Origin of the sequence: Paenibacillus sp. JDR-2, from assembly GCF_000023585.1 — a bacterium.
In the GTDB taxonomy this organism is placed as follows: domain Bacteria; phylum Bacillota; class Bacilli; order Paenibacillales; family Paenibacillaceae; genus Pristimantibacillus.
This window is the reverse complement of sequence record NC_012914.1, coordinates 5,020,609-5,043,799: the sequence shown is the minus strand read 5'-3', so window position 1 is coordinate 5,043,799 and position 23,191 is coordinate 5,020,609. Positions and strand designations below refer to the sequence as shown.

17 protein-coding genes are annotated in these 23,191 nt (G+C 50.2%); 8 read left to right on the top strand and 9 right to left on the bottom strand.

Annotated elements, in window-relative coordinates; genetic code table 11:
- Nucleotides 1-7: 7 nt before the first annotated feature.
- The 6 genes from PJDR2_RS22055 to PJDR2_RS22035 all read left to right on the top strand — a co-directional run bounded on the left by PJDR2_RS22055 (nt 8) and on the right by PJDR2_RS22035 (nt 7,615).
- Nucleotides 8-2,191 carry a RelA/SpoT family protein gene (locus PJDR2_RS22055; RefSeq protein ID WP_015845940.1) on the top strand — a complete coding sequence of 728 codons (2,184 nt, stop codon included), beginning with the start codon at nt 8-10 and terminating at the stop codon, nt 2,189-2,191.
- A gap of 17 nt (nt 2,192-2,208) precedes the next feature.
- Entirely contained in the window at nt 2,209-2,652 is a 444-nt protein-coding gene (gene dtd, locus PJDR2_RS22050) for a D-aminoacyl-tRNA deacylase (protein ID WP_015845939.1), read from the top strand.
- A 91-nt stretch (nt 2,653-2,743) separates the two neighbouring features.
- Nucleotides 2,744-2,911: a hypothetical protein gene (locus tag PJDR2_RS33260; protein WP_015845938.1), complete on the top strand. Its 168-nt coding sequence runs from the start codon at nt 2,744-2,746 to the stop codon at nt 2,909-2,911.
- A 786-nt stretch (nt 2,912-3,697) separates the two neighbouring features.
- A complete protein-coding gene (gene hisS / locus PJDR2_RS22045; RefSeq protein ID WP_015845937.1) occupies nt 3,698-4,948 on the top strand; it encodes a histidine--tRNA ligase in 1,251 nt (416 codons plus the stop codon).
- 24 nt (nt 4,949-4,972) lie between these two features.
- The gene (gene aspS / locus PJDR2_RS22040) at nt 4,973-6,775 is read left to right on the top strand and encodes an aspartate--tRNA ligase (protein WP_015845936.1); all 1,803 of its coding nucleotides are present in this window, start codon (nt 4,973-4,975) and stop codon (nt 6,773-6,775) included.
- A gap of 84 nt (nt 6,776-6,859) precedes the next feature.
- A complete protein-coding gene (locus PJDR2_RS22035) occupies nt 6,860-7,615 on the top strand; it encodes a ThiF family adenylyltransferase (RefSeq protein ID WP_015845935.1) in 756 nt (251 codons plus the stop codon).
- A gap of 278 nt (nt 7,616-7,893) precedes the next feature.
- Here PJDR2_RS22035 and PJDR2_RS32045 read toward each other — a convergent pair whose 3' ends face one another.
- The 3 genes from PJDR2_RS32045 to PJDR2_RS22020 all read right to left on the bottom strand — a co-directional run bounded on the left by PJDR2_RS32045 (nt 7,894) and on the right by PJDR2_RS22020 (nt 13,431).
- Nucleotides 7,894-11,181: a PAS domain S-box protein gene (locus PJDR2_RS32045; RefSeq protein ID WP_015845934.1), complete on the bottom strand. Its 3,288-nt coding sequence runs from the start codon at nt 11,179-11,181 to the stop codon at nt 7,894-7,896.
- 153 nt (nt 11,182-11,334) lie between these two features.
- Nucleotides 11,335-12,822 (bottom strand): methyl-accepting chemotaxis protein, encoded by a 1,488-nt coding sequence (locus PJDR2_RS22025; RefSeq protein ID WP_015845933.1) that lies wholly within the window; start codon nt 12,820-12,822, stop codon nt 11,335-11,337.
- 39 nt (nt 12,823-12,861) lie between these two features.
- Complete coding sequence (locus PJDR2_RS22020) at nt 12,862-13,431, bottom strand: GNAT family N-acetyltransferase (protein ID WP_015845932.1); 570 nt, start codon at nt 13,429-13,431, stop codon at nt 12,862-12,864.
- Nucleotides 13,432-13,716: 285 nt separating this feature from the next.
- Here PJDR2_RS22020 and PJDR2_RS22015 point away from each other — a divergent pair, with 285 nt between their 5' ends.
- Nucleotides 13,717-15,027 (top strand): replication-associated recombination protein A, encoded by a 1,311-nt coding sequence (locus tag PJDR2_RS22015; protein WP_015845931.1) that lies wholly within the window; start codon nt 13,717-13,719, stop codon nt 15,025-15,027.
- A gap of 38 nt (nt 15,028-15,065) precedes the next feature.
- Here PJDR2_RS22015 and PJDR2_RS22010 read toward each other — a convergent pair whose 3' ends face one another.
- The 4 genes from PJDR2_RS22010 to PJDR2_RS21990 all read right to left on the bottom strand — a co-directional run bounded on the left by PJDR2_RS22010 (nt 15,066) and on the right by PJDR2_RS21990 (nt 19,557).
- A complete protein-coding gene (locus PJDR2_RS22010) occupies nt 15,066-16,235 on the bottom strand; it encodes a GHKL domain-containing protein (protein ID WP_265525069.1) in 1,170 nt (389 codons plus the stop codon).
- Nucleotides 16,236-16,717: 482 nt separating this feature from the next.
- On the bottom strand, nt 16,718-17,509 hold the full coding sequence (locus tag PJDR2_RS22000; RefSeq protein ID WP_015845929.1) for an ABC transporter ATP-binding protein: 792 nt from the start codon (nt 17,507-17,509) through the stop codon (nt 16,718-16,720).
- Between the two features lie 21 nt (nt 17,510-17,530).
- Nucleotides 17,531-18,574, bottom strand: a complete 1,044-nt coding sequence (locus PJDR2_RS21995) for a FecCD family ABC transporter permease (protein WP_015845928.1) — start codon at nt 18,572-18,574, stop codon at nt 17,531-17,533.
- The gene (locus tag PJDR2_RS21990) at nt 18,571-19,557 is read right to left on the bottom strand and encodes a FecCD family ABC transporter permease (protein WP_015845927.1); all 987 of its coding nucleotides are present in this window, start codon (nt 19,555-19,557) and stop codon (nt 18,571-18,573) included. Before PJDR2_RS21990 ends, PJDR2_RS21995 begins: the two co-directional genes overlap by 4 nt.
- Nucleotides 19,558-19,744: 187 nt before the next feature.
- Between PJDR2_RS21990 and PJDR2_RS21985 the strand changes: the two genes are divergently transcribed.
- On the top strand, nt 19,745-20,761 hold the full coding sequence (locus PJDR2_RS21985; RefSeq protein ID WP_015845926.1) for an ABC transporter substrate-binding protein: 1,017 nt from the start codon (nt 19,745-19,747) through the stop codon (nt 20,759-20,761).
- Between the two features lie 67 nt (nt 20,762-20,828).
- Here PJDR2_RS21985 and PJDR2_RS21980 read toward each other — a convergent pair whose 3' ends face one another.
- Nucleotides 20,829-21,917 (bottom strand): erythritol/L-threitol dehydrogenase, encoded by a 1,089-nt coding sequence (locus tag PJDR2_RS21980; protein WP_015845925.1) that lies wholly within the window; start codon nt 21,915-21,917, stop codon nt 20,829-20,831.
- 138 nt (nt 21,918-22,055) lie between these two features.
- Complete coding sequence (locus tag PJDR2_RS21975; protein WP_015845924.1) at nt 22,056-23,174, bottom strand: ROK family protein; 1,119 nt, start codon at nt 23,172-23,174, stop codon at nt 22,056-22,058.
- Between the last annotated feature and the right edge of the window lie 17 nt (nt 23,175-23,191).

The window sequence follows — 23,191 nt, the reverse complement described above, 5'->3', positions numbered from 1 at the left end:
ACAATTCATGGGCATAGAGCAGTTAATCGAAAAGGCGTCGGCCTATATAAAAGAACAGGATCTTGTACGCATCAGGGAAGCCTATGAATTTGCGGACCAAGCCCACCACGGACAAGTGCGCAAATCAGGGGAGCCTTACATTCTTCACCCTGTTGCCGTTGCCGAAATTATCGTGGATATGCAGATGGACGTACTGTCGATTATCGCGGCATTACTGCATGACGTTGTTGAGGATACAACAGTTGACCTTGAGGTCATCCGCGCGAAATTTGGCGAAACCTGCGCAATGCTCGTCGACGGATTGACCAAGCTTGAGAAGATCAAGTTCCGTTCGAAGGAAGAGCAGCAGAATGAAAACTACCGGAAGATGTTCCTGGCGATGGCGCAGGATATCCGGGTCATTCTGATTAAGCTGGCGGACCGCCTTCATAATATGCGTACGCTGAAGTTCCAGTCCGAGGAAGCACAGCGGCGCATCGCCTACGAGACTCTGGAAATCTTTTGCCCGATTGCTCACCGGCTTGGTATTTCCGCGATTAAATGGGAGATGGAAGATATCGCTCTGCGATACTTGAATCCGCAGCAATACTACCGTATCGCGAATCTGATGAAGAAGAAGCGGGCGGAGCGCGAGCTGTTTATCTCCGATGTAATCGGCCGGATTAAAGAGAAGCTCGAAGAGATGGGCATCGATGGGGATATCTCTGGCCGTCCGAAGCATATATACAGCATTTACAAGAAAATGACCGTCAAGAACAAACAGTTTAACGAGATTTACGATCTGATGGCTATCCGGATTATCGTAGACAATATTAAAGACTGTTATGCCACGCTTGGCATTATTCATACGCTGTGGAAGCCGATGCCGGGACGGTTCAAGGACTATATTGCGATGCCGAAGGCAAACATGTACCAGTCCTTGCATACGACGGTAATCGGACCAAACGGGGAGCCGACGGAAGTGCAGATCCGTACCTGGGATATGCATCGCACCTCCGAATACGGTATCGCGGCCCATTGGGCTTACAAAGAAGGCACTGTTGTGCCGAATAATAATTTCGAGGACAAAATGTCCTGGCTGCGCGAAATTATGGAGCTCCAGAACGAAGCGCGCGATGCCTCGGAGTTTATGGAATCGCTCAAGATGGACTTTTTCGCCGATCTTGTATTCGTGTTTACGCCAAGCGGTGAAGTCATTGAGCTGCCTGCCGGCTCGGTACCGCTGGACTTTGCATACCGGATTCATACGGAGGTCGGCAACCGGACGATTGGCGCGAAGGTCAACGGACGGATTGTGCCGCTTGACCATAAGCTGAAGACCGGCGACATTATCGAGATACTAACGTCGAAGCATTCCTACGGTCCTAGCCAGGACTGGGTGAAGATTGCGCAGTCGTCCCATGCCCGCAGCAAGATTCGTCAATGGTTCAAACGCGAGAAGCGGGAAGAGAACGTCGCCAAAGGCCGCGATCTGCTTGAGCGCGAGCTGAAGCGCTTGGGCGTTGAGCCGTCTGCCTGGATGAGCGATGACAAGCTGCAGGAAGTGGCGAACAAGTTCAATTTCAACGATATTGAAGATATGATGTCGGCTATCGGCTTTGGCGGTATTACGGCTGCTCAGATTTGTACGCGTCTGACGGAGAAGCTTCGCAAGGAAGCGGAGAAATCCAATCTGATCGAGCTAACCTCCGAGCCGAAGGAGATGAAATCTCCGGGCCACCGCAAGAACCGTCCGACCAATGGCGTAACGGTAAAAGGGATCGACAATTTGCTGGTCCGTTTTGCGCGCTGCTGCAACCCGGTGCCGGGCGACACGATTATCGGTTACATTACCCGCGGCAGAGGCGTGTCGGTCCATCGGATGGACTGCCAGAACATTCCGTTTAATTCGGAGGGTGAAGAGGCGGACCGCGTCATTGAGGTGGAGTGGGAGGATTCGATTGAATCCAACTATAGCGTAGATATCGAGATTACGGGTCATGACCGTTCGGGACTTCTTAATGAGGTTCTGCAGGCTGTGTCCGAGAGCAAGACGAATATTTCGGCGGTTACGGGCCGCTCGGTGAAGAATAAAATGGCGATGATTCATATGACCGTGCTTATCCGTAATATTGATCATTTATCCTCTGTAGTAGAGAAAATCAAACGCGTTCAGGATGTTTACTCCGTTCAGCGCATTATGAACAGCTAGTTGGAGGTTTACCCGCAGTGAAGGTAGTTGTACAGCGCAGTAAGCAGGCAAGCGTAACCATCGACGGGGAAGTCGTTGGGGCAATAGATAACGGTCTTGTGCTTCTCGTCGGAATCACGCATGAGGATACGGAAGACGACATCCGCTGGATGGCGGATAAGGTAGCAGGTCTGCGGATCTTCGAGGATGAGAATGAGAAAATGAATTTCTCCGTTGTTGACGTCGGCGGACAGATTCTATCGATTTCGCAGTTCACGTTGTACGGGGACAGCAGAAAAGGGCGGCGTCCGAACTTTATGGCTGCCGCACGTCCGGAGTTGGCGGAACCGCTCTACAACCGTTTCAACGAGTTGCTCCGCGCAGCAGGCTTGATTGTTGAGACAGGCCGTTTCGGCGCGATGATGGATGTCGCACTCGTGAACTCGGGACCCGTGACATTAATTATCGACAGCAAACAGTAAATAGCGGGTAAGATAGGCTCCGGCTGGCAACAATAGAGACAGGCATGGCTTAATCAGCCTCAAGTATCTGTTGGCAGAAGGAGCTTATCTTATGCATCAATCCCGCAAGGAACAAGGCGTGGAGCGGGCCTCCCGCAGACTTCTTCATACGGATCGCCGCGAAGCGATTGTAATGTCGAGGCTGGAGGAGCAGGTGGAGACGGCGGAGGAATTTTTCGCATTTCCTTCGAACCGGCGTGAGCCCGGCGGACGCATGTAAATCAAACATAAGCGAAAGGCTGCTCTTGCCGGGCAGCTTTTTTGCTTCAAAGCCGAATGTTCGTAAATGAACCGCTTACTATTTTGTAATATTACTGTAATGAGTTTATAACGCTTCTTTAACATCCCTATCCTATAATAAATATCGACCCCCTTTTTAAAAATATAATTTCTGGACCTGCAACGATGGCTGCAGGTTTTTTTTTGTCCGCAAAGAGGCATACTGGTGAAATGTGATTGACTATTGACTTATTTTGTCGACACGGTTAGAATTAGGTCTCAGTATATAAATTTCTGATTCGTTGATGGAACAAAGTAATCCCGTACACGTACCCAGAGAGAGGCGCCAAGGCTGCAAGCGTCTTTATGGTGACAGGATGAATCGACCTTCCGGAGAACAGACGGTGAACGGATGATCCGCAGGATCATTGCCAATAGCCAGTCTGCGTGTAACGGGCGTTAACCGTTAATGAGCGGACTAGATTGTCCGGAATATGGGTGGCACCACGGGAGTTCAACTCTCGTCCCTAACGATTAGCCTTTAACGGCGTATCGTTAGGGGCGGGAGTTTTTTGCGTGATTATGAGTTATTAAGTACAGACGCGACAATTCTTTAGGATTACGCTTACGAAGTAAGAATTCTCGCCAAAGTCGCGACAATTCTTTTTAGGATTACGCTTACGAGGCAAGAATCATCGCCAAAGTCGCGACAATTCTTTTTAGGATTACGCTTACGAGGCAAGAATCATCGCAAAAGACGCGACAATTCTTTTTAGGAGGGTTTGCAATGGCTTTTCAAAAGTCACCGGGCACACAAGATATTTTGCCTGGAGTAGTTGAGCGATGGCAGTATGCGGAGCAGAAAGCCCGCGATATTTGCCGACGCTTTAATTTTCGTGAAATTCGTACGCCGATCTTCGAAGCAACGGAGCTGTTCCAACGCGGCGTAGGCGAAACGACGGATATCGTGGAGAAAGAGATGTACACCTTCACGGACCGCGGCGATCGCAGCATTACGCTTCGTCCGGAAGGAACGGCGGGTGTTGTCCGTTCGTATGTCGAGAACAAATTGTACGGCGAGCCGGATGTATCAAAGCTGTATTATATCGGACCGATGTTCCGTTATGAGCGCCAGCAGGCCGGCCGTTACCGCCAGTTCCACCAATTCGGGATCGAAGCGCTTGGATCGGTGGAGCCAGCCATCGATGCGGAAGTTATCGCTTTAGGTTATACCTTCTTCACGGAGGTAGGACTGAAGGGTGTCCGCGTAGAGATTAACTCTGTTGGTACGCCTGCGGTTCGCGCAGCCTTCCGCGAGAAGCTGCTTGCTTTCCTTATGCCGATGCGCGAGCAGCTCTGCAAGGACTGTCAGTCCCGCATGGAGCGTAATCCGCTTCGCGTACTCGACTGCAAGACCGACCAGGCTCGCTTTGAAGCTGCGCCATCGATTCTCGACAGCCTGGACGAGGAGTGCACGACCCATTTCGAGAAAGTAAAAACATGCTTATCGGATATGGGTATTCCATTCACTATCAATCCTAGACTTGTTCGCGGCCTCGATTACTACACTCACACCGCTTTCGAATACAAAGCGGAGGGGATCGGCGCCATCGATACGATTGGCGGCGGCGGCCGTTATAACGGACTTGTAGCCGAAATCGGCGGACCCGATCAACCGGGCGTAGGACTTGGACTTGGCCTGGAGCGCACGATTATGCTGCTTGAGCATCAACAAGCCGAGCTGGACAATGCGCATCAGGTTGACGTTTACGTGGTAGCGCTGGGCGAAGCGGCGGACCGGGAAGTAACAAGACTGGTCTATGAGCTCCGTACCTCCGGTATCCGCGCGGAACGCGATTATCTGGGTCGTAAAATGAAGGCGCAGATGAAGTCGGCAGACCGTCTGCAAGCCCGTTATACGGCTATTCTCGGCGATGACGAACTGGAACGCGGCGAGATTGCCTTGAAGGAAATGGCGACTGGCGAGCAGCGCGTTGTGGCGTTAGCTAGCCTTGCTTCAGAACTGAAATCCAACTAATTATAAAGGGGAGTTACATCCATTATGATGCTGAAAACTCATCAGTGCGGCACCTTGACAAAAGCCAACATTGGCGAAGAAGTAACACTGAACGGCTGGGTACAACGCCGTCGTGACCTTGGCGGTGTATTGTTCATCGACCTGCGCGACCGTACGGGTATCGTGCAAACCGTATTTAACCCTGATTTCTCCGGCGAAGCTTTGGCAATCGCTGACCGTGCGCGTAACGAATTCGTACTGGCTGTAAAAGGGACGGTTGTAGAACGTGACGCTGAAACAGTTAACAAAAACCTGGCAACGGGCGAAATCGAAATCCGTGTTACGGAGATCGAAGTAATCAACGCAGCAAAAACGCCTCCATTCCCAATCGAAGACGGCGTTGAAGTGGACGAATCGCTTCGCCTGAAATACCGTTACCTCGACCTGCGCCGTCCTGAAATGCATAAAACACTCTTGCTTCGTTCGAAAGCGGCAAAAGTATTCCGCGATTTCCTTGACGGTGAAGGCTTTATTGACGTTGAAACGCCAATCCTGACGAAAAGCACGCCGGAAGGCGCTCGTGATTACCTGGTACCAAGCCGCGTTCACGAAGGCGAATTCTTCGCATTGCCGCAATCGCCGCAAATCTTCAAGCAATTGCTGATGGTTGGCGGTATTGAACGCTACTACCAAATCGCTCGCTGCTTCCGTGACGAAGACCTTCGCGCGGACCGTCAACCGGAATTCACGCAAGTCGACATCGAGACTTCGTTCCTGACGCAAGATCAATTGCTCGGCATGATGGAGCAGCTGATTGCCCGCCTGTTCCGCGAAACGATTGGCGTAGAGGTTGAGCTTCCGATCCAACGCATTACTTATGCGGATGCAATGAACAAATACGGTTCCGACAAGCCGGACCTTCGTTTCGGCATGGAAATCGAAGATATTACCGATATCGTTGCGACAAGCGACGTTAAAGTTTTCGCAAGCGTTGCGGCAAGCGGCGGCGTCGTGAAGGCGTTCAACGCAAAAGGCTGCGGCCACTGGAGCCGCAAAGAGCTTGACGATCTGCAGCCGTTCGCTGCCCGTTATGGCGGTAAAGGCCTTGCTTGGATCACGATTAAAGACGGCGAGTGGAAAGGTCCAATCGTTAAATTCCTGAAGCCGGAAGAAATCGCAGCTTTGACCGAGCGTCTGAACGTTGAAGACGGCGACCTCCTGACATTCTCTGCCGACAAAGCAAAAGTTGTTGCTGACGTTCTTGGCAACCTTCGTCTGAAAGTCGGCCGTGAGCTGGGTCTGATCGACGATTCCAAGTTCAAGTTCGTATGGGTTGTTGACTTCCCTATGCTGGAGTGGGACGAAGAAGCAAAACGCTATGTAGCGGTTCACCATCCGTTCACGCGTCCAAAAGACGAAGATCTGCACCTGTTCGATACAGATCCGGGACAAATCCGCGCGCAAGCCTACGATATCGTTCTGAACGGCTACGAAGTAGGCGGCGGTTCGATGCGTATCTACAAGCGTGATATTCAGGAGAAAATGTTCGGCGCGCTTGGTTTCAACATGGAAGAAGCGCATGAGAAGTTTGGCTTCCTGCTTGACGCCTTCGACTATGGTACGCCTCCACACGGCGGTATCGCATTTGGCTTCGACCGTCTCGTCATGCTGTTGACAGGCCGCACGAACCTGCGTGAGACCATTGCATTCCCGAAAACGGCAAGCGCAACCGACCTGCTGTGCGATGCACCGTCTCCGGTCGAGCTGTCGCAGCTTGAGCAGCTCCATATCCGTACTGTTCTGAAGCCTAAGCCGGAAGCGGCTGCTGCAGGCAACAAGCAAGCTTAAGCTTATGCTTTCGATGTAAGAATCATCACGAACAGCCATAAGGCTGTTTAGGTGACAATTCTTTTTAGGGGGCGGCAACGAATTATGCTGCATCAATTTTCTCGTACCGAGCTTGCGATTGGCCCGGAAGGCCTAGGCGTGATGAAAGGGAGTACCGTCGCCGTGCTTGGCATTGGCGGCGTAGGCTCCATCGCGGCAGAGGCTCTTGCCCGGACCGGTGTAGGCCGGATCATCCTGATCGATAAGGATGTTGTTGATATTACAAACGTGAACCGCCAGATTCATGCGCTCACAACAACGGTAGGACAACCGAAGGCTGATCTGATGCGCGACCGGATTAAGCTGATTAATCCGGAATGCGATGTCATCTCGCTAAGGATGTTCTATACGGAAGAGACGTATGAGCAGCTGTTCGCTTATGACCTTGATTATGTCGTGGATGCTTCGGACACCATCTCGTATAAAGTCCATCTGATTAAGGAATGCCTTGAGCGGAAAATTCCGATCATCTCCAGCATGGGTGCGGCCAACAAGATGGATCCAACGAGATTCAAGGTTGCGGACATCTCGAAGACGCATACGGATCCAATCGCACGCGTCGTACGCACGAAGCTGCGCAAGGATGGCATCAAGAAAGGCGTGAAGGTTGTCTTCTCCGACGAGTTGCCCAAGAAGCCTCGTGAGGATGTGACGCAGCGTATCGTACCGGAGAATGCTCCGGAGATCCGTAAAGCGAAGCAGCCGCCTGCGAGCAACGCCTTTGTGCCCCCTGTTGCCGGGCTTATCATGGTAAGCGTAGTGGTGCAGGATCTTTTGGCGACGAATGGTATAGAAGTGTAGTGGAAAGGCTGTCCTTTGGGGCGGCCTTTTTATTTTGGTTGATGCTGAGATGGGATTTACAGAAAAGGATCTCCTTCCAGTTGCTGTTGGAATCGTGACTCTCTGAATCAATTTTTTAATGTAAATTCACGATTCCAAAGGCAAGCGCTACGCTCTTCCAGGAGATTCTTTTCCTCCAATCCCACAGCATCAAAAGAAAAGGGCAGTGCCAAAAGATCCTGCGGGGGAGGGGACAGAAAGAACCGCAAGCGGAGATTCGCTTGCGGTTCTCTTTGGGATTAGAGGGAGGAACGATGGTCGGAGAAAGCACGCAGGTATTGAACGCTGTCTTCTTTTATAAATCTGCAGCCGGGAACGATGGTGTTCTTCATGAGCTGTACGGATAACGCGTGGAGGACACGGGTTAGCGGCGTTCTTTCGTTGTCGCTGATTTGGAATTCCAAGCCGTACTGATAAATGCCGGGTTCCAGTTCATTCAACCAGACAACCTTGCCGTATAGCTTAAAGGTTTTATGGAGAAGCTGGACTTCGATCTCCAGCAGGATTCCGGGATGGACGGCATGCTGGATGGAGGACAAGAAACGTAAGCCTCCGGCTCCTATATTTTCAATGACGATTTCCGTTTTGCCAAGCTCAATGCTTCTCCCGTTGATCTCGATGACGGTCATTAAAGCGCTGATAGGGTGCGGAAGATGAATCCGGAAATAGGCCCGCCTGTTCTCGAATGGAGCCTCTGCCCCTTTAATAAGGGGAGTCAGGGATCCGCGCTTTAACAATTGGGCAAACGCTTCGGCTTGCACGGGTCTGCTGAACAAGTAGCCTTGAACCAGATCGCATTTCAGAAGCTTGAGAATATGAAGCTGCTCTCCGGTCTCTACCCCTTCCGCGACAACGGACATGTTCATATGCTGGGCCAATTGGATAATCGCGCTGATAATGGCATTATCGTCGCTGCCTTGATGCAAGTCGTGAATAAACGACCGGTCAATCTTCAGAATGTTGATCGTATGCTTAAACCGTTTCAGATAGGATAGGGATGAGTAGCCCGTTCCAAAGTCGTCAAGCGAGATGGTAACGCCAAGCTTGTTCAGCGAATCAAGGGTATGCATGACCGTTTCCGCATTTTCAAGCAGAGAGGATTCCGTAATTTCAATCTCCAAGTAATGGGGTTCCAGCCCGGTCTCGGCTAAAATCTGCTGAATGGCATCCATAAAATCTTTGGATAAAAACCGTTTGGCCGTTACATTAATCGAGATCGGAATAGGCTTCAGGCCGGCTAGCTGCCACTCTTTGTTTTGCCGGCATACCGTCCGTTTAACCCAATTGCCAAGGGATAAGATTAATCCGGTTTCTTCCGATATCGGTATGAACTCATTGGGAGATACCAGTCCCCATTCGGGATGATTCCACCTGATTAGCGCCTCGGCGCCTACAATTTCGCCCGTATGGATATTCACCTTGGGCTGATAATACATTTCGAGCTCATCGCGCTGGATGGCCTTCCGTAGATCCTTCTCCAGCGTAAAGACTTTATAGGTCTGTACGTTCATCGAGGAGGTGAAAATCTGATAACCGTTTTTCCCAAGGTCTTTAGCCCGAAAAAGGGCGGAGTCGGCATTTTTCATCAGAGTTGAAGAGTCGTCCCCGTCGTTAGGGTAGATGCTGATCCCTATGCTCGTTGTGATAAAGAGCTCGTAATCCTCGATATAAAAAGGCTCCCGGGTCCTCTCGATAATACGCCTCGCGACCTCGATCGCGCTGTTATTGTCCCGGATATGCGGGAGAATGACGGTAAATTCATCCCCGCCCATTCTTGCCGCAAAATCGGTTTCCCTAATCTGCTCCTGCAACCGTTTGGAGAAGGCAATCAACAGCTGGTCTCCAACGGCATGTCCTAATGAATCATTGATATATTTGAAACGGTCCATGTCGAGATACATGACCGCGAAATGGCGCCGGGCAGTCTTGGCTGTTTCCAAGGCATTCTCCAGCATCTCTTCGAACTTTCTCCGGTTGGGCAGCTCGGTTAAGGAGTCGTGATAGGCGAGAAAAGCATTCAATTCCTCGGCTCTTTTCCGCTCCGTTACATCAAGGATGGTACCAATGACGGCAGGGGATCCTTGATACATAATCCGGTTGGAATACATCTCGACATCAAGCAACTTCCCTTCCGCCGTTAACACGCGGAGAGGATGGCGGATGGCATCCGTTTCGTTATACAGGATTTGAATGTTTTGTTTTACAACCGAATAATCGTCCGGGTAAACAATGTCCCAAATGCTCATTCCGATAATCGCTTCTTTATAACCAAGCATGTCTATCAGATAGGGATTGGCATACAAGATGATATTTTTTTGAATGATATAGACGCCCACAATCGATTTTTCCACGAGGCTGCGGTATTTGGATTCGGCTTCGATAAGGGCATTCTCGGCTTGTTTTTTCGTTGTGATATCCTTGGCGATGGAATAAATCCCGACGATACGGTTATCAACCGTGATGGGGAGCTTCGTCAATTTCATGTAGACGAGGTGTCCTTGCTTATGCAGGCATACCAGTTCATAGCTCTGAACCGTACCCTGCAGGGCCTGATCGAAATAAAAGCGGGCTCTATCCCGTTCATATTCGGCAACTAAATGACTATAGTTGGAATATAATAATTCCTCTCTGGAGTAGCCTAATATATTTTCAAGCGCGGAGTTGCAATCCATAAAGTTGCCGTTCAGATCAAAGTAAGAGATCGCATCGGGGTTTTGTTCGAACAGGGATTCGTAACGTTGTTTGTTAATCTGAAATAATTGCTTGTTTCTTGTTTCATCCGAGATATCGTTGCTTATTCCGATGATGCCCGTAATTTGATCATGCATATAGATAGGAGATAGGGTAGTCATGACATCTACGTTATGCCCGTTTTTGTGAAGAATGGATATTTGAAAAGACAAAGTCTCGCCTTCAAGAGCCCTCTGATTATAAGCCATCGCTTGCTCAAGGTCCTCAGGATTAATAAATTGACTAAAGTGGACATGCTCCTGCTTGTTGTAGCCGGTTAATTTAACGGCCGCATCATTCACGTCAAGGATGTTGCCCTGCAAATCGATGATAAAGGCCGCGCTGAACATATTTTTTAACAGGGTAATATAACGCTGCTCCATTAACTTAATATCCGATAGATCCTTCGCAATAGCATAGAAACCATCGATTGCATCGTTCAACTTTCTTGGAAAAGCGGTAACCGTCAGGTCGATGAATTGGCCTGTTTTATGAAGAACGCGGATTTCAAAGATTTGAATTTCGCCATGCAGCAGCTTCTGAAAGTGCTCCTTTGCCCGTTGCCTTTGATTGCCCGGTAACAGGGAACCGTAGGTCAAATGCTTGAACTCTTCCAGGGAGTAACCTAATGTATCCGTAAAGGCCTGGTTTGCTTCAATCAGCCTTCCGTTGTGATCGAACAGCAGGAAGATGTCTGACCGAAAATCAAACATGGTCGTATTAAACCATTCGGATAGAATCGGGATATCCTCTTGTCTCTTATTTCTCTTCAAGAAATCCAGCTTAAATAAACTCATATAAGTATTCCGCCCACCTGCAACTATGTATGTTGAATCATTATATCAAGCTTTGTATTTTTTTGTCGATTTACTATGGGAAGTAATTAATGGACGGGGCTGTTAGTAGAAAAAAACCGCGAGCGGTAATCCGCTTACGGTTTGTCGTTAAAGTTATTTTCTTGTTGGCTCTACCAACTGTTTAAGCTCGGAGATCAGGACATCCAGCTGCGCGTAACCTTCCACAAGATGGCCGATCTTCACATCCTGCGTTTCCATGCTCGCGCAAACCTCTTCAACGGATGCCATATTCTGCTCGGTTATGGCGGCCATACCCGTCATCTCGCCCGCGATAGAGGAGTACTGGTCATAGAGCTGTTTGGAGGATTCGCCGACGGTATCGGACTGCTGCTTAACCTGCTCGGTATTGCTGTTAATCCGCTTGATAATGCCCTCTACCTTTTGCGATGCCTCGTAGCTGGTATCAACGGCCTGCTGACCGAGATGCACCTGCTCGCTGACGGCTGTAACCGACGCATGGATAGTGCTCAGAATGTTCGTAATCTCGCCGGCTGCAATATGCGCGTTATCAGCGAGCTTGCGAACCTCGCCGGCAACAACGGCAAAACCTCGGCCATGCTCGCCGGCACGGGCAGCTTCGATAGCCGCATTCAAGGACAGAAGATTCGTCTGCTCGGAAATCTCCCGGATCGAGCCAACGATCGAGCTTACTTGCTCGTTCTGCTCAATCAACTGCTCCATCAGGGAAACGGTCTGGGCGATAATCGCCTTGACGCTGTTCACATCCGTTGTTAAAGTCTGGATCAGCTCATTGCCTTCAACGGTAAGCCCGGCCGTATCCGCGGAATACTGCTGCAACTGTGATGATCCTTCACGAAGCTGGGAGACGGCCGTTTCAATCGTGTGGGCAGAATCGCTGACGTTAAGCACCATGCTGGTCTGCTTCTCAATGGAAGCGGACATTTCCGCAAAGGTAGTGGTGACCTCGCGCGAGATTTTGCCGGTCGATTCGACGGTGCCTTTTTGCTCGTTACTGAATTCGCCAAGAATAAGAATCATCGATTTGAGCTTCTCGACCACCTTTTCGGTAAGCTCCTTCGCTTCCAGCGCTTCGCGCCGCTCGCTTGTAACATCGGACTGCAGGCGTTGACTGAATTTCGCGGAGAAGGAGAGCGCGACCGTCGCAAAGATCAGATATAGGAACAGATAGAGCAGGGAATCATTCGGGAATAACTGCTTCTGCAAATCGGGATCCAGGAAAATGTACGTGCTGACGCCCATGCCGAGCACGCCGGTGAAAATGATAGGCTTGTAATCCGCATAAAGCGTCATGACGGCAATGTTGACGTAGACGAGGAAGTATGTACTAATAATCGGATGCGGATCGGATACGATCAGCAGCACCGTTAAGGCGGTTAGAATGACCGGGACGACATACATAATGTACTGGATCATAATCCGCTTGTAAGTCATCAAGGTTGCCAAGCCGCAGCTGATGAGGCCAACGACAGCCAGCAAAATAATCATATCGCTCCCGAGACCTGCGCCTACATCGGCGAGAAGGCCTAGGGCAAGCAGTCCCCATAAAATTTTTACAAATAAGCGATTCCGTTTGTCGAGTATAAGCTGATCTTTGGTCATAGTCGTGATCTCTACCTTTACACAGTGGTTTTATAGTGCTTACATAGCTCTGCTGGCAGATCTGGTATGCGATGCGGCCGGGTAGACCAGCCATTTGTATTCCTCTTTATTGCGGTAAATGGACTCCATGTCGAAAATAACGGGAATGACGTCATCCCCCTTGTAAAAGGTTTTGCCGCCGACCTTTTCCATCGGAACACGGAAGGTGATTCGTAGAGCACGGTAGAATACGGGCTCCAGCAGCGATATAAAATAGCGGAAATGGTACTTCTCGGCACAGTATACGGCGGAAGATAATAAATCCGAGATCGGCTGCTGTCCTCTATAATGCTGCAAGACTGCGATTTTATCGATTTCCGCTACGCGGGTGGGATCTTGGGTGATTTTGAAATGCTGTTGGAAAGGAGCGACCGTATCGATCTCGTTAAGGCCGGGCAGGTAAGGCTTAATTTCGGACGTTCCTACGAATTGTCCATCCTCGGCTACAGCCAGGTAACGTTCGACGACCTGTGCCGCATGCTCGAGCTCATAGCCCTTTTCCTCCCATACCGAGACCCAAATGCTGTTGAACACCGCTAATTCCCACTCGCTCTTCACAGATTTGAACAAAACACAACTCTCCTTATCCTCTCTCTCTGTCTAATGTTTTTTTATCTCTTTAAGTTCCCTCTCATGGCTTGTCATTCGCTTTGCGCGGCATGACAAAGGAAATATATTCCTGCGATTTATATCGGATTTTTAGTAGTAAAATATTATAGTAATACCTACAAATTAACTAGGTTTTAACAAAAAAATATGGCAACGGTCCCATTTCCGGATGGTGGCGAACGTATGTGCGAGTATGCTATCATCATAGTAACGTATTTATGCAGGTAAAAAGGTTGTGACTTTATAATGGACTTATTCTCCTATCAGGAGGCGGAGACGCCGCGGGCAAGACTGCTTGCCGACCGGATGCGGCCGGAGACGCTGGATGACTATATCGGACAAGAGCATATCATTGGAGCGGGCAAGCTGCTGCGCAGGGCGATAGAAGGCGACCAGGTATCGTCGATCTTGCTGTACGGCCCTCCGGGCTGCGGCAAAACCACGCTCGCGAATATAATCTCAAAACGGACAGCAGGGGAGTTCGTGAAGCTGAACGCGGTAGACGCGTCGGTGAAGGACGTCAGGGAAGTCATTGACACGGCGAAGACAAATAAGCTGATGTACGGCAAAAAAACGATTTTGTTTCTCGATGAGGTTCACCGGTTTAACACGTCCAGGCAAGACGCGCTGCTGCCGGCCGTTGAGCAGGGGATCATTATATTTATCGGGGCAACGACGGAGAATCCGTTCCATCATGTGAACGGGGCGCTCCTGTCCCGCTCAACGCTGTTCCAGCTGGAGCCTCTTAATGAGAAGCATGCGCTGGAGGCCATGAAGCGGGCTTTAACGGACAAGGATCGCGGGCTTGGCTTTATGACCCTCCATGCCGAGGAAGAGGCGCTTCAGCACATCGCGGCGATGGCAGGCGGCGATATCCGCCGCGCATTAAATGCGCTGGAGCTCGCAGCTGTCACAACGCCCTCGGAGCCGGACGGTTCGGTCCGGATTACGATGGAGGTTGCGCAGGAATCGATTCGGAAGCCAACCGTACGTGCGGATACGTCTACGCAGTATGATGTTCTGTCGGCGTTCCACAAGAGTATCCGGGGCTCGAGCGATGCCGCCTTGTTCTGGTTTCTATACGCGGTCGAGAAGCTTGGCATGGATCCCATGACCTTCCTCAGACGGCTTATTGTGGCCTGCAGCGAGGATATCGGTCTTGCCAACCCTCAGGCGATGGTGCAGGCGGTAACGGCCATGGATGCGTACCATAAGATCGGGTGGCCGGAGGCGAAGTACAATATTGCACAGGCCATATTATTTGCCGTCGAGAGTCCGAAGTCGAATGCGGCAGCAGTTGCGATCGGCAAAGCGATGTCCGTTATCGAGGGGGCGGGACAAGCCGAAGTGCCGCTTCATCTGCGGGATACGCATTACAAAGGCGCCCAGCAGCTTGGCCACGAGGGCTACAAGTATCCGCATGATTACCCCGGCCATTACGTGAATCAGCAATATTTGCCGGACAACTTAAAGGGCGTAACGATCTACAAAGCGACCGAGCAGGGAATGGAAGGGAAAATACGCCAGAACCAGGAGCTTCGTCAGCGGAAAAAATAATAGGAAAGAGGACCTTCGACGGAAGGTCCTCTTTTTGTTTAGAGCGTAATTTGGATTTTTACGGTTTCGTTGTCATAACGGAAGCGGATATCGCCGTTATATTTATGAACCGTCTTGGTTATGATCGACAGCCCGTTGCCGCGCATCGCGTTCGGATTCGCTTTGGTCGTATATCCGTCGGTGTGGAATAGATTCTTCTGATCCTTGGCGTTTAATATTGCCGGATTTTCTACTGTGTAGACGCATTGAGCGCCTTTGGAGCGGGAAGTAACAAGAATGCGCCTCGGCAGCCTGCCCTCGTAAACCTCGGTAGCTTCAATAGCATTGTCGAGCAGGTTCGAGAATATTTTGACCAGATCCATCGATTCGATTTTGCTGAATTCATCGGTATCGGTTTCGAACCGCATCTCGATCCCTTTCGACTGCGCCAGCTCCCACTTGCTCTGGAACAAGATCAAAATAACGGGATTGTTGATTTTCATCGATAGATCAAGGGCCTTGGAGTCGGCAGCCAGCTGCTTCAGATATTCCGTTGCCCTGTCGTACTTCTTAAGGGTCAGTAAGCCGTGAAGCACCTGAAGATGGTTCATCCGGTCATGACGGCTGGACTTGATGGAATCGATGACTTTGCCCATTTCGGAGATATACATTTGCTCGGATTCGTAAAGATCCTGCTTCAACCGGGTTTTGTGCCATTTTCTAAGGACAAAAAAGGCGAGCAGCAAAATGACGGCAAAAAGAATGTCAATGGTGAAGACGACTTTGTTGCTGTTAATAACCTCTTGGCTGATGGATTCCAGCTGGCTGGCATCTATATCGATGGCCATGACGCCAAGCAGCTTCCCGGACTCGCTGACAATAGGCACGCCAATTGACAAATAGACGCCATGCGACTCATCCTTGATGATGCCGGTATAATACGCCAAGCCGTCTTTCGCCTGATTGACCTGTTTGGGCGGCACGGTGCAAGCGGATCCAATCGGCAGCAGCTCGGACGAAGTAGGAACCGCCGACAGCATAACCTTGGCTACATTCGTGTCATCCAGCAGCAGCGTATAGACGTACAAGGCATGGATCCGGGAGCGGTACTCCTCGAGATACTGAATGATGGCGGCATCCGGCTGCTTGGTTTGCAGGAATCGTTCGTACGCGGATTTATCAAGTCCGTCCGCCATATCTTTCGCAATGGTAATATACTGCTTGGCCAAAGTCGTCTGCGTTGCGTTTCCCGTCGAGTAGTAGGTTAGAACGAGCTTTGAGCATGTTAAAATACTCAATATACTAAAGGAAGTTACTAAAAAAAGCAGTTGCCTTCGAGAATTCATTGGTAATAATCCTTTTCAGAATAGATTGTATGCATAAATATACATATTTTGTATCTATAAAAATCGTCTAATCTTCATTATTAATCAAATTCATAGCTACATCAACCCTTATTTTTTGAAATCAAATTGAACATGAAAAAGGACTACCGGATCGGAAGTCCTTTTTGCTTTTTATTATTTTTTTTAAAAGTGAAAGGCGCATGGGTAAAGGCATATCTCGTGAAAGAGCGGAGCGCCCGCCTTTGTTCTCCCTTTTCACCCATAAACATTCGGATCAGGAAAAGGGAGAACAACAGCGGCTGGAAGGAGATATACCTGTCCATGGCGTATCGATTCACTACCCCTCGTCATGTTATTCCTCGAAGTTACTTCGCTTTTCTCCGTCCATGGGGCACAATCATCGGCGTATCGTATAGCGGATCCCGAATGACATCGCATTTCAGATGGAACACTTCCTCGATCATCGAAGCGTCAACAATCTCGGAAGGCGCCCCTTGCGCATAGATGGCGCCGTTCTTAACGGCTGCAATATGATCGGCGTACCGGCAGGCCAAGTTAATGTCATGCAGAACCATAACGATGGTCCGGCCATCCCGTTCGTTCATTTCCTGGAGCAGATCAAGCACCTCAATCTGATGCGTCAGGTCCAGGTAGGTGGTTGGCTCATCCAGCAGGATAATGCCTGTCTGCTGCGCCAATGTCATGGCGATCCAGGCCCGCTGCCGCTGCCCGCCGGAGAGGGAAGAGACGGAACGCTCGGCGAGTTCTTCAATACCGGTTGCGCGCAAAGCGGACTGCACGGCTTCTTCGTCTTCCTTCGACCATTGCTGCAGCCAGGTCTGGTAAGGATAACGGCCCTGCTTCACAAGCTGCAGCACGGTAAGTCCTTCCGGAGCAATAGGCCCTTGCGGGAGCAGGGAAAGCTGTTTGGCCGCAGTCTTGGCCGGTATAGACGATAAATCCTTACCGTTAAGCATCACTTCGCCCTTAGTTGGTTTAAGCAGCTTGGACATAGCCCTCAGAAGCGTAGATTTGCCGCAGCCGTTGCTTCCGATCAGGACTGTTATTTTACCATCGGGGATGGATAGGTTTAATTGTTCAAAGATGGATGCTCCGCCGTAAGAAAGGGAGATTCCTTTCGCTTCAAGCATGCTCATGGTTGACTTCCTCCAGCTTAGTTATTGGTTGCGGTGGCGATATAACATAAATAAGAAGAACGGTGCGCCGATAGCCGCGGTGAAAACGCCTGCCGGTATATCTAGCGGAGCGAATACGGTCCGGGCTACCAGATCGGATACAAGCAGTAAAATAGCGCCTATCAATGCGCTGACCGGCAGCAAGCCGCCAAAGGATGAGCCAACAAGCTTCCGTGCCATATGCGGGGCAATCAGTCCTATAAAGGCAATTGCGCCGCCAATCGCAACGGCAGCACCCGCCAGTGATACGCTCAGGAGCAAAAGAATAAAGCGGTGCTTCTGCACATGAGCTCCGGCACTGCCGGCAACCTCGTCACCAAGCGCCTGAACATTAATATGGCGGGCCATGAGCCACGTCGCAGGAAGCAGTACAATGAGCCATGGAAGCAACGTATAAACATCTTTTGCCCAGGACGAGCCATAGATACTGCCCGTCATAAAGGTCATTGCCCGGTTAGCCAGGAAATAGGGACTTGAAATAATAAACATATAAGAAATCGATTTGAACGCAGCCGATAACCCGGTTCCAATGAGAACCATCCGGAGCGGCGAAGCGCCGTTTTTCCAGGATAGTAGATAAAGAATAAACGTAACCGCGTAAGCGCCAAGTATGGCAGCTACGGGCATCCAGTGTACCGATACGCGGCCGCCAAGGAAGAAGAGAAACAGGACCGTGCCGAGGGATGCGCCTTCCGTTATTCCGGTAACATCGGGCGAAGCCAGCGGATTGCGGATCAGTCCCTGCAGCACGGCGCCAGCCGAAGCCAAGGCGGCTCCAACAAGCATGGCGATTACGATGCGCGGCAGCCTGAGCTTTAATACGATAACATCGTGCATGGCACTGCCTTTGCCGATGATCGATTTCACCACGTCAAGCGGCGAGATGAACTGGCTGCCGATTCCGGTGCTGATAATGGCGCCGGCGGCGCATAGCAGGAGCAAAATGAGCGTTGTCCATAATGCCCTGCGTTCAAGAAGATAGGACAGCTTGGGGCTGCTCAGCCGGACCGTCTTGTATTTGCTCATGATGTTTGTCTTCCTTTCCTAGCGATATAGACAAAGAAAGGTACCCCGATTACGGCAGTCATAACGCCTACCGGAACCTCTCGCGGCATTGCAATGTAGCGGGAGCCGATGTCGGCTGCAACCAGCAGCACGCCGCCAAGAACGGCGCAATAAGGGATAACCCAGCGATAATCCGCGCCAACGAAATAACGGACGATATGCGGAATAATGATACCCACGAAAGCGATCGGGCCGGCAACGGCTACCGATGCGCCTGTCAGCAGAACAACCGCCGCGGAAGCGAGCCATTTCACAAACGCGGTCCGCTGGCCCAACGTCTGGGCAATGTCGTCGCCCATGCCAAGGACGTTCAAATGACGGGATAGTGCCATACCAATGACAAGGCCAACCGCCATGTAAGGGAGCACGCTGACGAGCATATGCATGTCACGGCCGGCAACCGAACCCACGAGCCAGACAAGCACCTGGTCGAACATTTTCCCGCTGGAGAGCATAAAGCCTTGGGTGAGCGACGCGAAGAAAGCGGCGATCGAAGCGCCGGCCAACGTGATTTTGACGGGCGTCATACCGTCCCGCCCAATGCTGCCAAGGACGAATACGATAGCGCCGCTGATTGCCGAGCCGAGCAGGGCAAGAAGAGTAAGAGGCTGCATGCCGTTAACGCCAAGCCAGCCGGACGCCACAACAACCATGAAGGAAGCCCCGGAATTGACGCCAAATACGCTTGGCGAAGCAATCGGGTTGCGGGTAACGACCTGCATCAGGGCGCCTGCAACAGCCAAGCTGGCACCGGCAGCAGCTGCGACTAGAGCCCGCGGAACCCTTGCCGTCTGTATGATCAGATGCTCTTGGTTAGTGGGCTGATAATGAAAGATAGCGTCAAAGACCGTTGCAAGCGGGATATCGGTTATGCCGAATGCAACACTGCATATAATCGCTGCTCCAAGGAGCAGGAGGGATAGTATGAATCCTAATAGTCTCATGGCTGTTTGCGAACTCCTTTATCTCGGATGACAACTTATTATATTTATGTACCTAGTGAATTTTAATAGAGGAGTTATAGCCTGTCAATGAATATGAGAATCGTTATCAAAATTATGTTGACTATGTCGCGCTTTTCTTTTATATTGTCCAAGTGAGAAATATTATCATCGGGAGGCACTCATTCACATGAAGAACCGTTTTAACGGAAAGAAAATGATTTGGCTGATGCTTTGTACAATGATTATCGCTGTTCTGGCAGCAGGCTGCGGATCGAATTCCAAAAATAATGCAGGATCGGATACATCCAATAACCAAGCAGGAAATTCGGAGCAGGCCGCTTCGAACGAGACTCGCATCGTGAAGCACGCAATGGGCGAGACCGAGATTAAAGGCACTCCGAAGCGGGTTGTTGTTCTTACGAATGAAGGGACGGAAGCCGTATTGGCGCTTGGCGTGAAGCCGGTTGGCGCAGTTAAATCATTCACGGGCAATCCGTGGTACGACCATATCGCGGCGGACATGGAAGGCGTGCAAGTAGTAGGCGAAGAAGGTCAGCCGAATCTGGAGCTTATCGCCGGACTGCAGCCGGATCTAATTCTCGCGAACAAAATGAGACATGAGGAAATCTATGAGCAGCTGAAAGCTATTGCGCCAACGGTGGAAGCTGAAACGCTTCGCGGCGCATGGAAGGATAACTTCAAGCTGTATGCGGAAGCGCTAGGCAAAACCGAAGAGGGCAACAAGCTGATTGCCGACTTTGACGCCCGCATTGAAGATTTCAAATCGCAAGCTGGAGACAAATTGAAGGAAACCGTATCGTTTGTCCGTTTCATGGGCGGAAAAACGCGGGTCTATCACACGGATACCTTCTCCGGTGTTATCGCGGCTCAGCTTGGACTGGCGCGTAACGAGATGACGCTGAATTCGAAAGAAACGTTTGCCGACGAAATTACGAAGGAACGCCTGCCGGAAGCGGATGCGGACCGGATCTTCTACTTCACTTACGATACGGGTGACGGCAAAGGCTCCGCTCAAGAGCAGGAGTGGACAAACGATCCGATCTGGAAAGGTCTCAGCGCGGTAAAAGCAGGCCATGCCTACCGGGTAGACGACGCGATCTGGAATACGGCTGGCGGCATCAAGGCGGCTAACCTGATGCTTGATCAGCTTGCTGAAAACTATGGCATTAAGCTCTCGAAATAGAGCGGATTCATACGCAATAAAAAGAAGCTCTTCATTCACCTTGGTGAACGGGGAGCTTCTTTATTATTTATTCGAATGTAATCACGACTTTGAAATCGCCATGTTTGCCGGATGCGTATTCGAAGGCTTCTTCCCACTGCTCGATTGGGAATTGCCTTGTCACGACACCGCTTGTTTTCAGATTTCCGCTCGCAATGTTTTCAATCACAAAGGGGAAGCAATACGGGCTCAAGTGGGAGCCAAGGATGTCGAGCTCCTTCCGGTCGCCGATAATCGACCAGTCTACCGTGGTAGGAGCGCCGAATACGCTGAACTCAACGAAGCGCCCAAGCTTTCTGATCATGTTAAGTCCTTGCGTAACGCTGGAAGGATGACCCGTAGCCTCGATATAAATATCGCAGCCGTATCCTTCGGTCATGTCCAGGATAATCTGATTAACATCCTGTTTAGTAGGATTAAGAGCGATATCCGCGCCGAACTCCGTGGCTTTATCAAGACGGCTGTCGATCAAATCAAGCACAATCAGCTTTTTCGGATTTTTCATACGCGCGTAAGTAATCATTCCAAGTCCTAAAGGACCTGCGCCCGAAATGACAACGATATCCTCGCAGCCAATCTGCGCCCGGTCAACGGCATGCTTGGAGCAGGCATAGGGTTCGATAAGCACGGCATCCTCCAGCTTCATGGCATGGGGAACCTGGTGAATAACCGAAGTTTTCGGGTAACGCACATATTCTGCCATGCCGCCGTTATTCTCGGTCTGGAAGCCTAGAATATTGTGAGGCTGGCACATCCAATACTGTCCTCTCTTGCAGAACCTGCAAGTTTCGCAAGGTACGATCTGATCGGCCGTTACGCGGTCTCCGACAGCAAATTCACGAACATTCCCGCCAACCTGTACTACCGTGCCAAGAAACTCGTGGCCGGGGATAAAAGGCGTTTTTACCCACGGTGCCTGATTCTCGTCGCCCCAGAACATAGCCGCTCCATGAAGACATTTCAGGTCCGATGCGCATACACCGCAAGCTTCCGTCTTGATAATAATGTCATCGGGACCGCAGATGGGGGTAGGGAAGCTTGGCTCAAAGCGGTAATCATCCTTCCCATAAGCCACCAGAGCTTTCATTGTTGGAGGTACAGTTATTACCGGATTCATGAGTTCATCACCTTTTTTAAGTAGTTTTATAAAACGGTTTTAAAAAACTAATTATGGTAAGTCTAGCGCCATATGCCCTAAGTTGTCAATAAAAAAAGCGCATGGAGCTAGTGCTCCAAACGCTTTAAGAAAACACGGTCAAATTTGATTCATGAACTGGTCAATAAACGGCAGTGCGGCACCGGCGGCGATAGCTTCCGTTTTGTAACGGCAAACACGCAAATATTCGGCCTCGTTCTCGAAGGAATTCCGTGAAATGACGAGTTTTTTCAAGTCATCCATATAATCATCCATGTAAGCTCCGACATATCCTCCGATGATGATGTCACAATCAAACAGCAGGCGGATATTGTTAATGGCAATGGACAGATGATTCAAATAAGCTTTCCATATGTGAACGATTTCTGGCTTCCCGGCCTTAAGAAGCTCGAAAAATTGGGACAGATCGCCGCCTGCCGCTTCCGATAACCGATCGGCGGAGCAATAAGCCTCCAGACAGCCTTTCTGCCCGCAGTAGCAGGGCAGGCCGTCCGGAACAACCGTGACATGCCCGATTTCGGCGCTTTTTTGATTGGATCCGGCAAATACCTGATTGCCGATATAGACAGATCCTCCAATATTATTGCTTAAAGAGATGTAGAAGGCATGATTGATGTCGGGCGTAACCCGTATCTCGGAAAGACCCGCTGCATCGGCATCGTTTATGAGGATAGCAGGGTAAGAAATGTATTTACCGAAATTTTGCGCGGTCTCTCCCGTGAAATCCAGAATTTTGCCGTAAAAGACAGTTTGATGATCCTCCGTAATGAGGCCCGGAACGCCAATTCCGACGCCTAGAACCTTGGAGGAATCCAAATGAGCCGTCCGGATGAGCTCCTGAACAAGCTCTCCTAGAAAACGAAAGTATCGTTCGGATCGTTCGAATGTCTGCTTCGACCTTATCATTTCAAGGATATTGCCGTTTAAATCGACGGCAACCGCAGTTACATGATGTTTGGTTACGTCTAGTCCAATCCCCGCTTTGGCATCGCTAATATAAGAGAAGGCTTGCGCATTGCGCCCTCCCGTATTTCCGATTGTACCCGTATTCTCGATCAAATGCTGCTCAAGCAGGAAGTTTAGATTCTGGGTTACCGTCGGAAGACTTAACTGCAATTGATAGACGATATCCTGCTTGGAGAGGTTTTGTTTCTCTCTCAGCAGCTTATAGATACGATTTCGATTGAAATCTTTAATATTAACTGATTTATCTTCCACCGGAGTCCCACCTTATT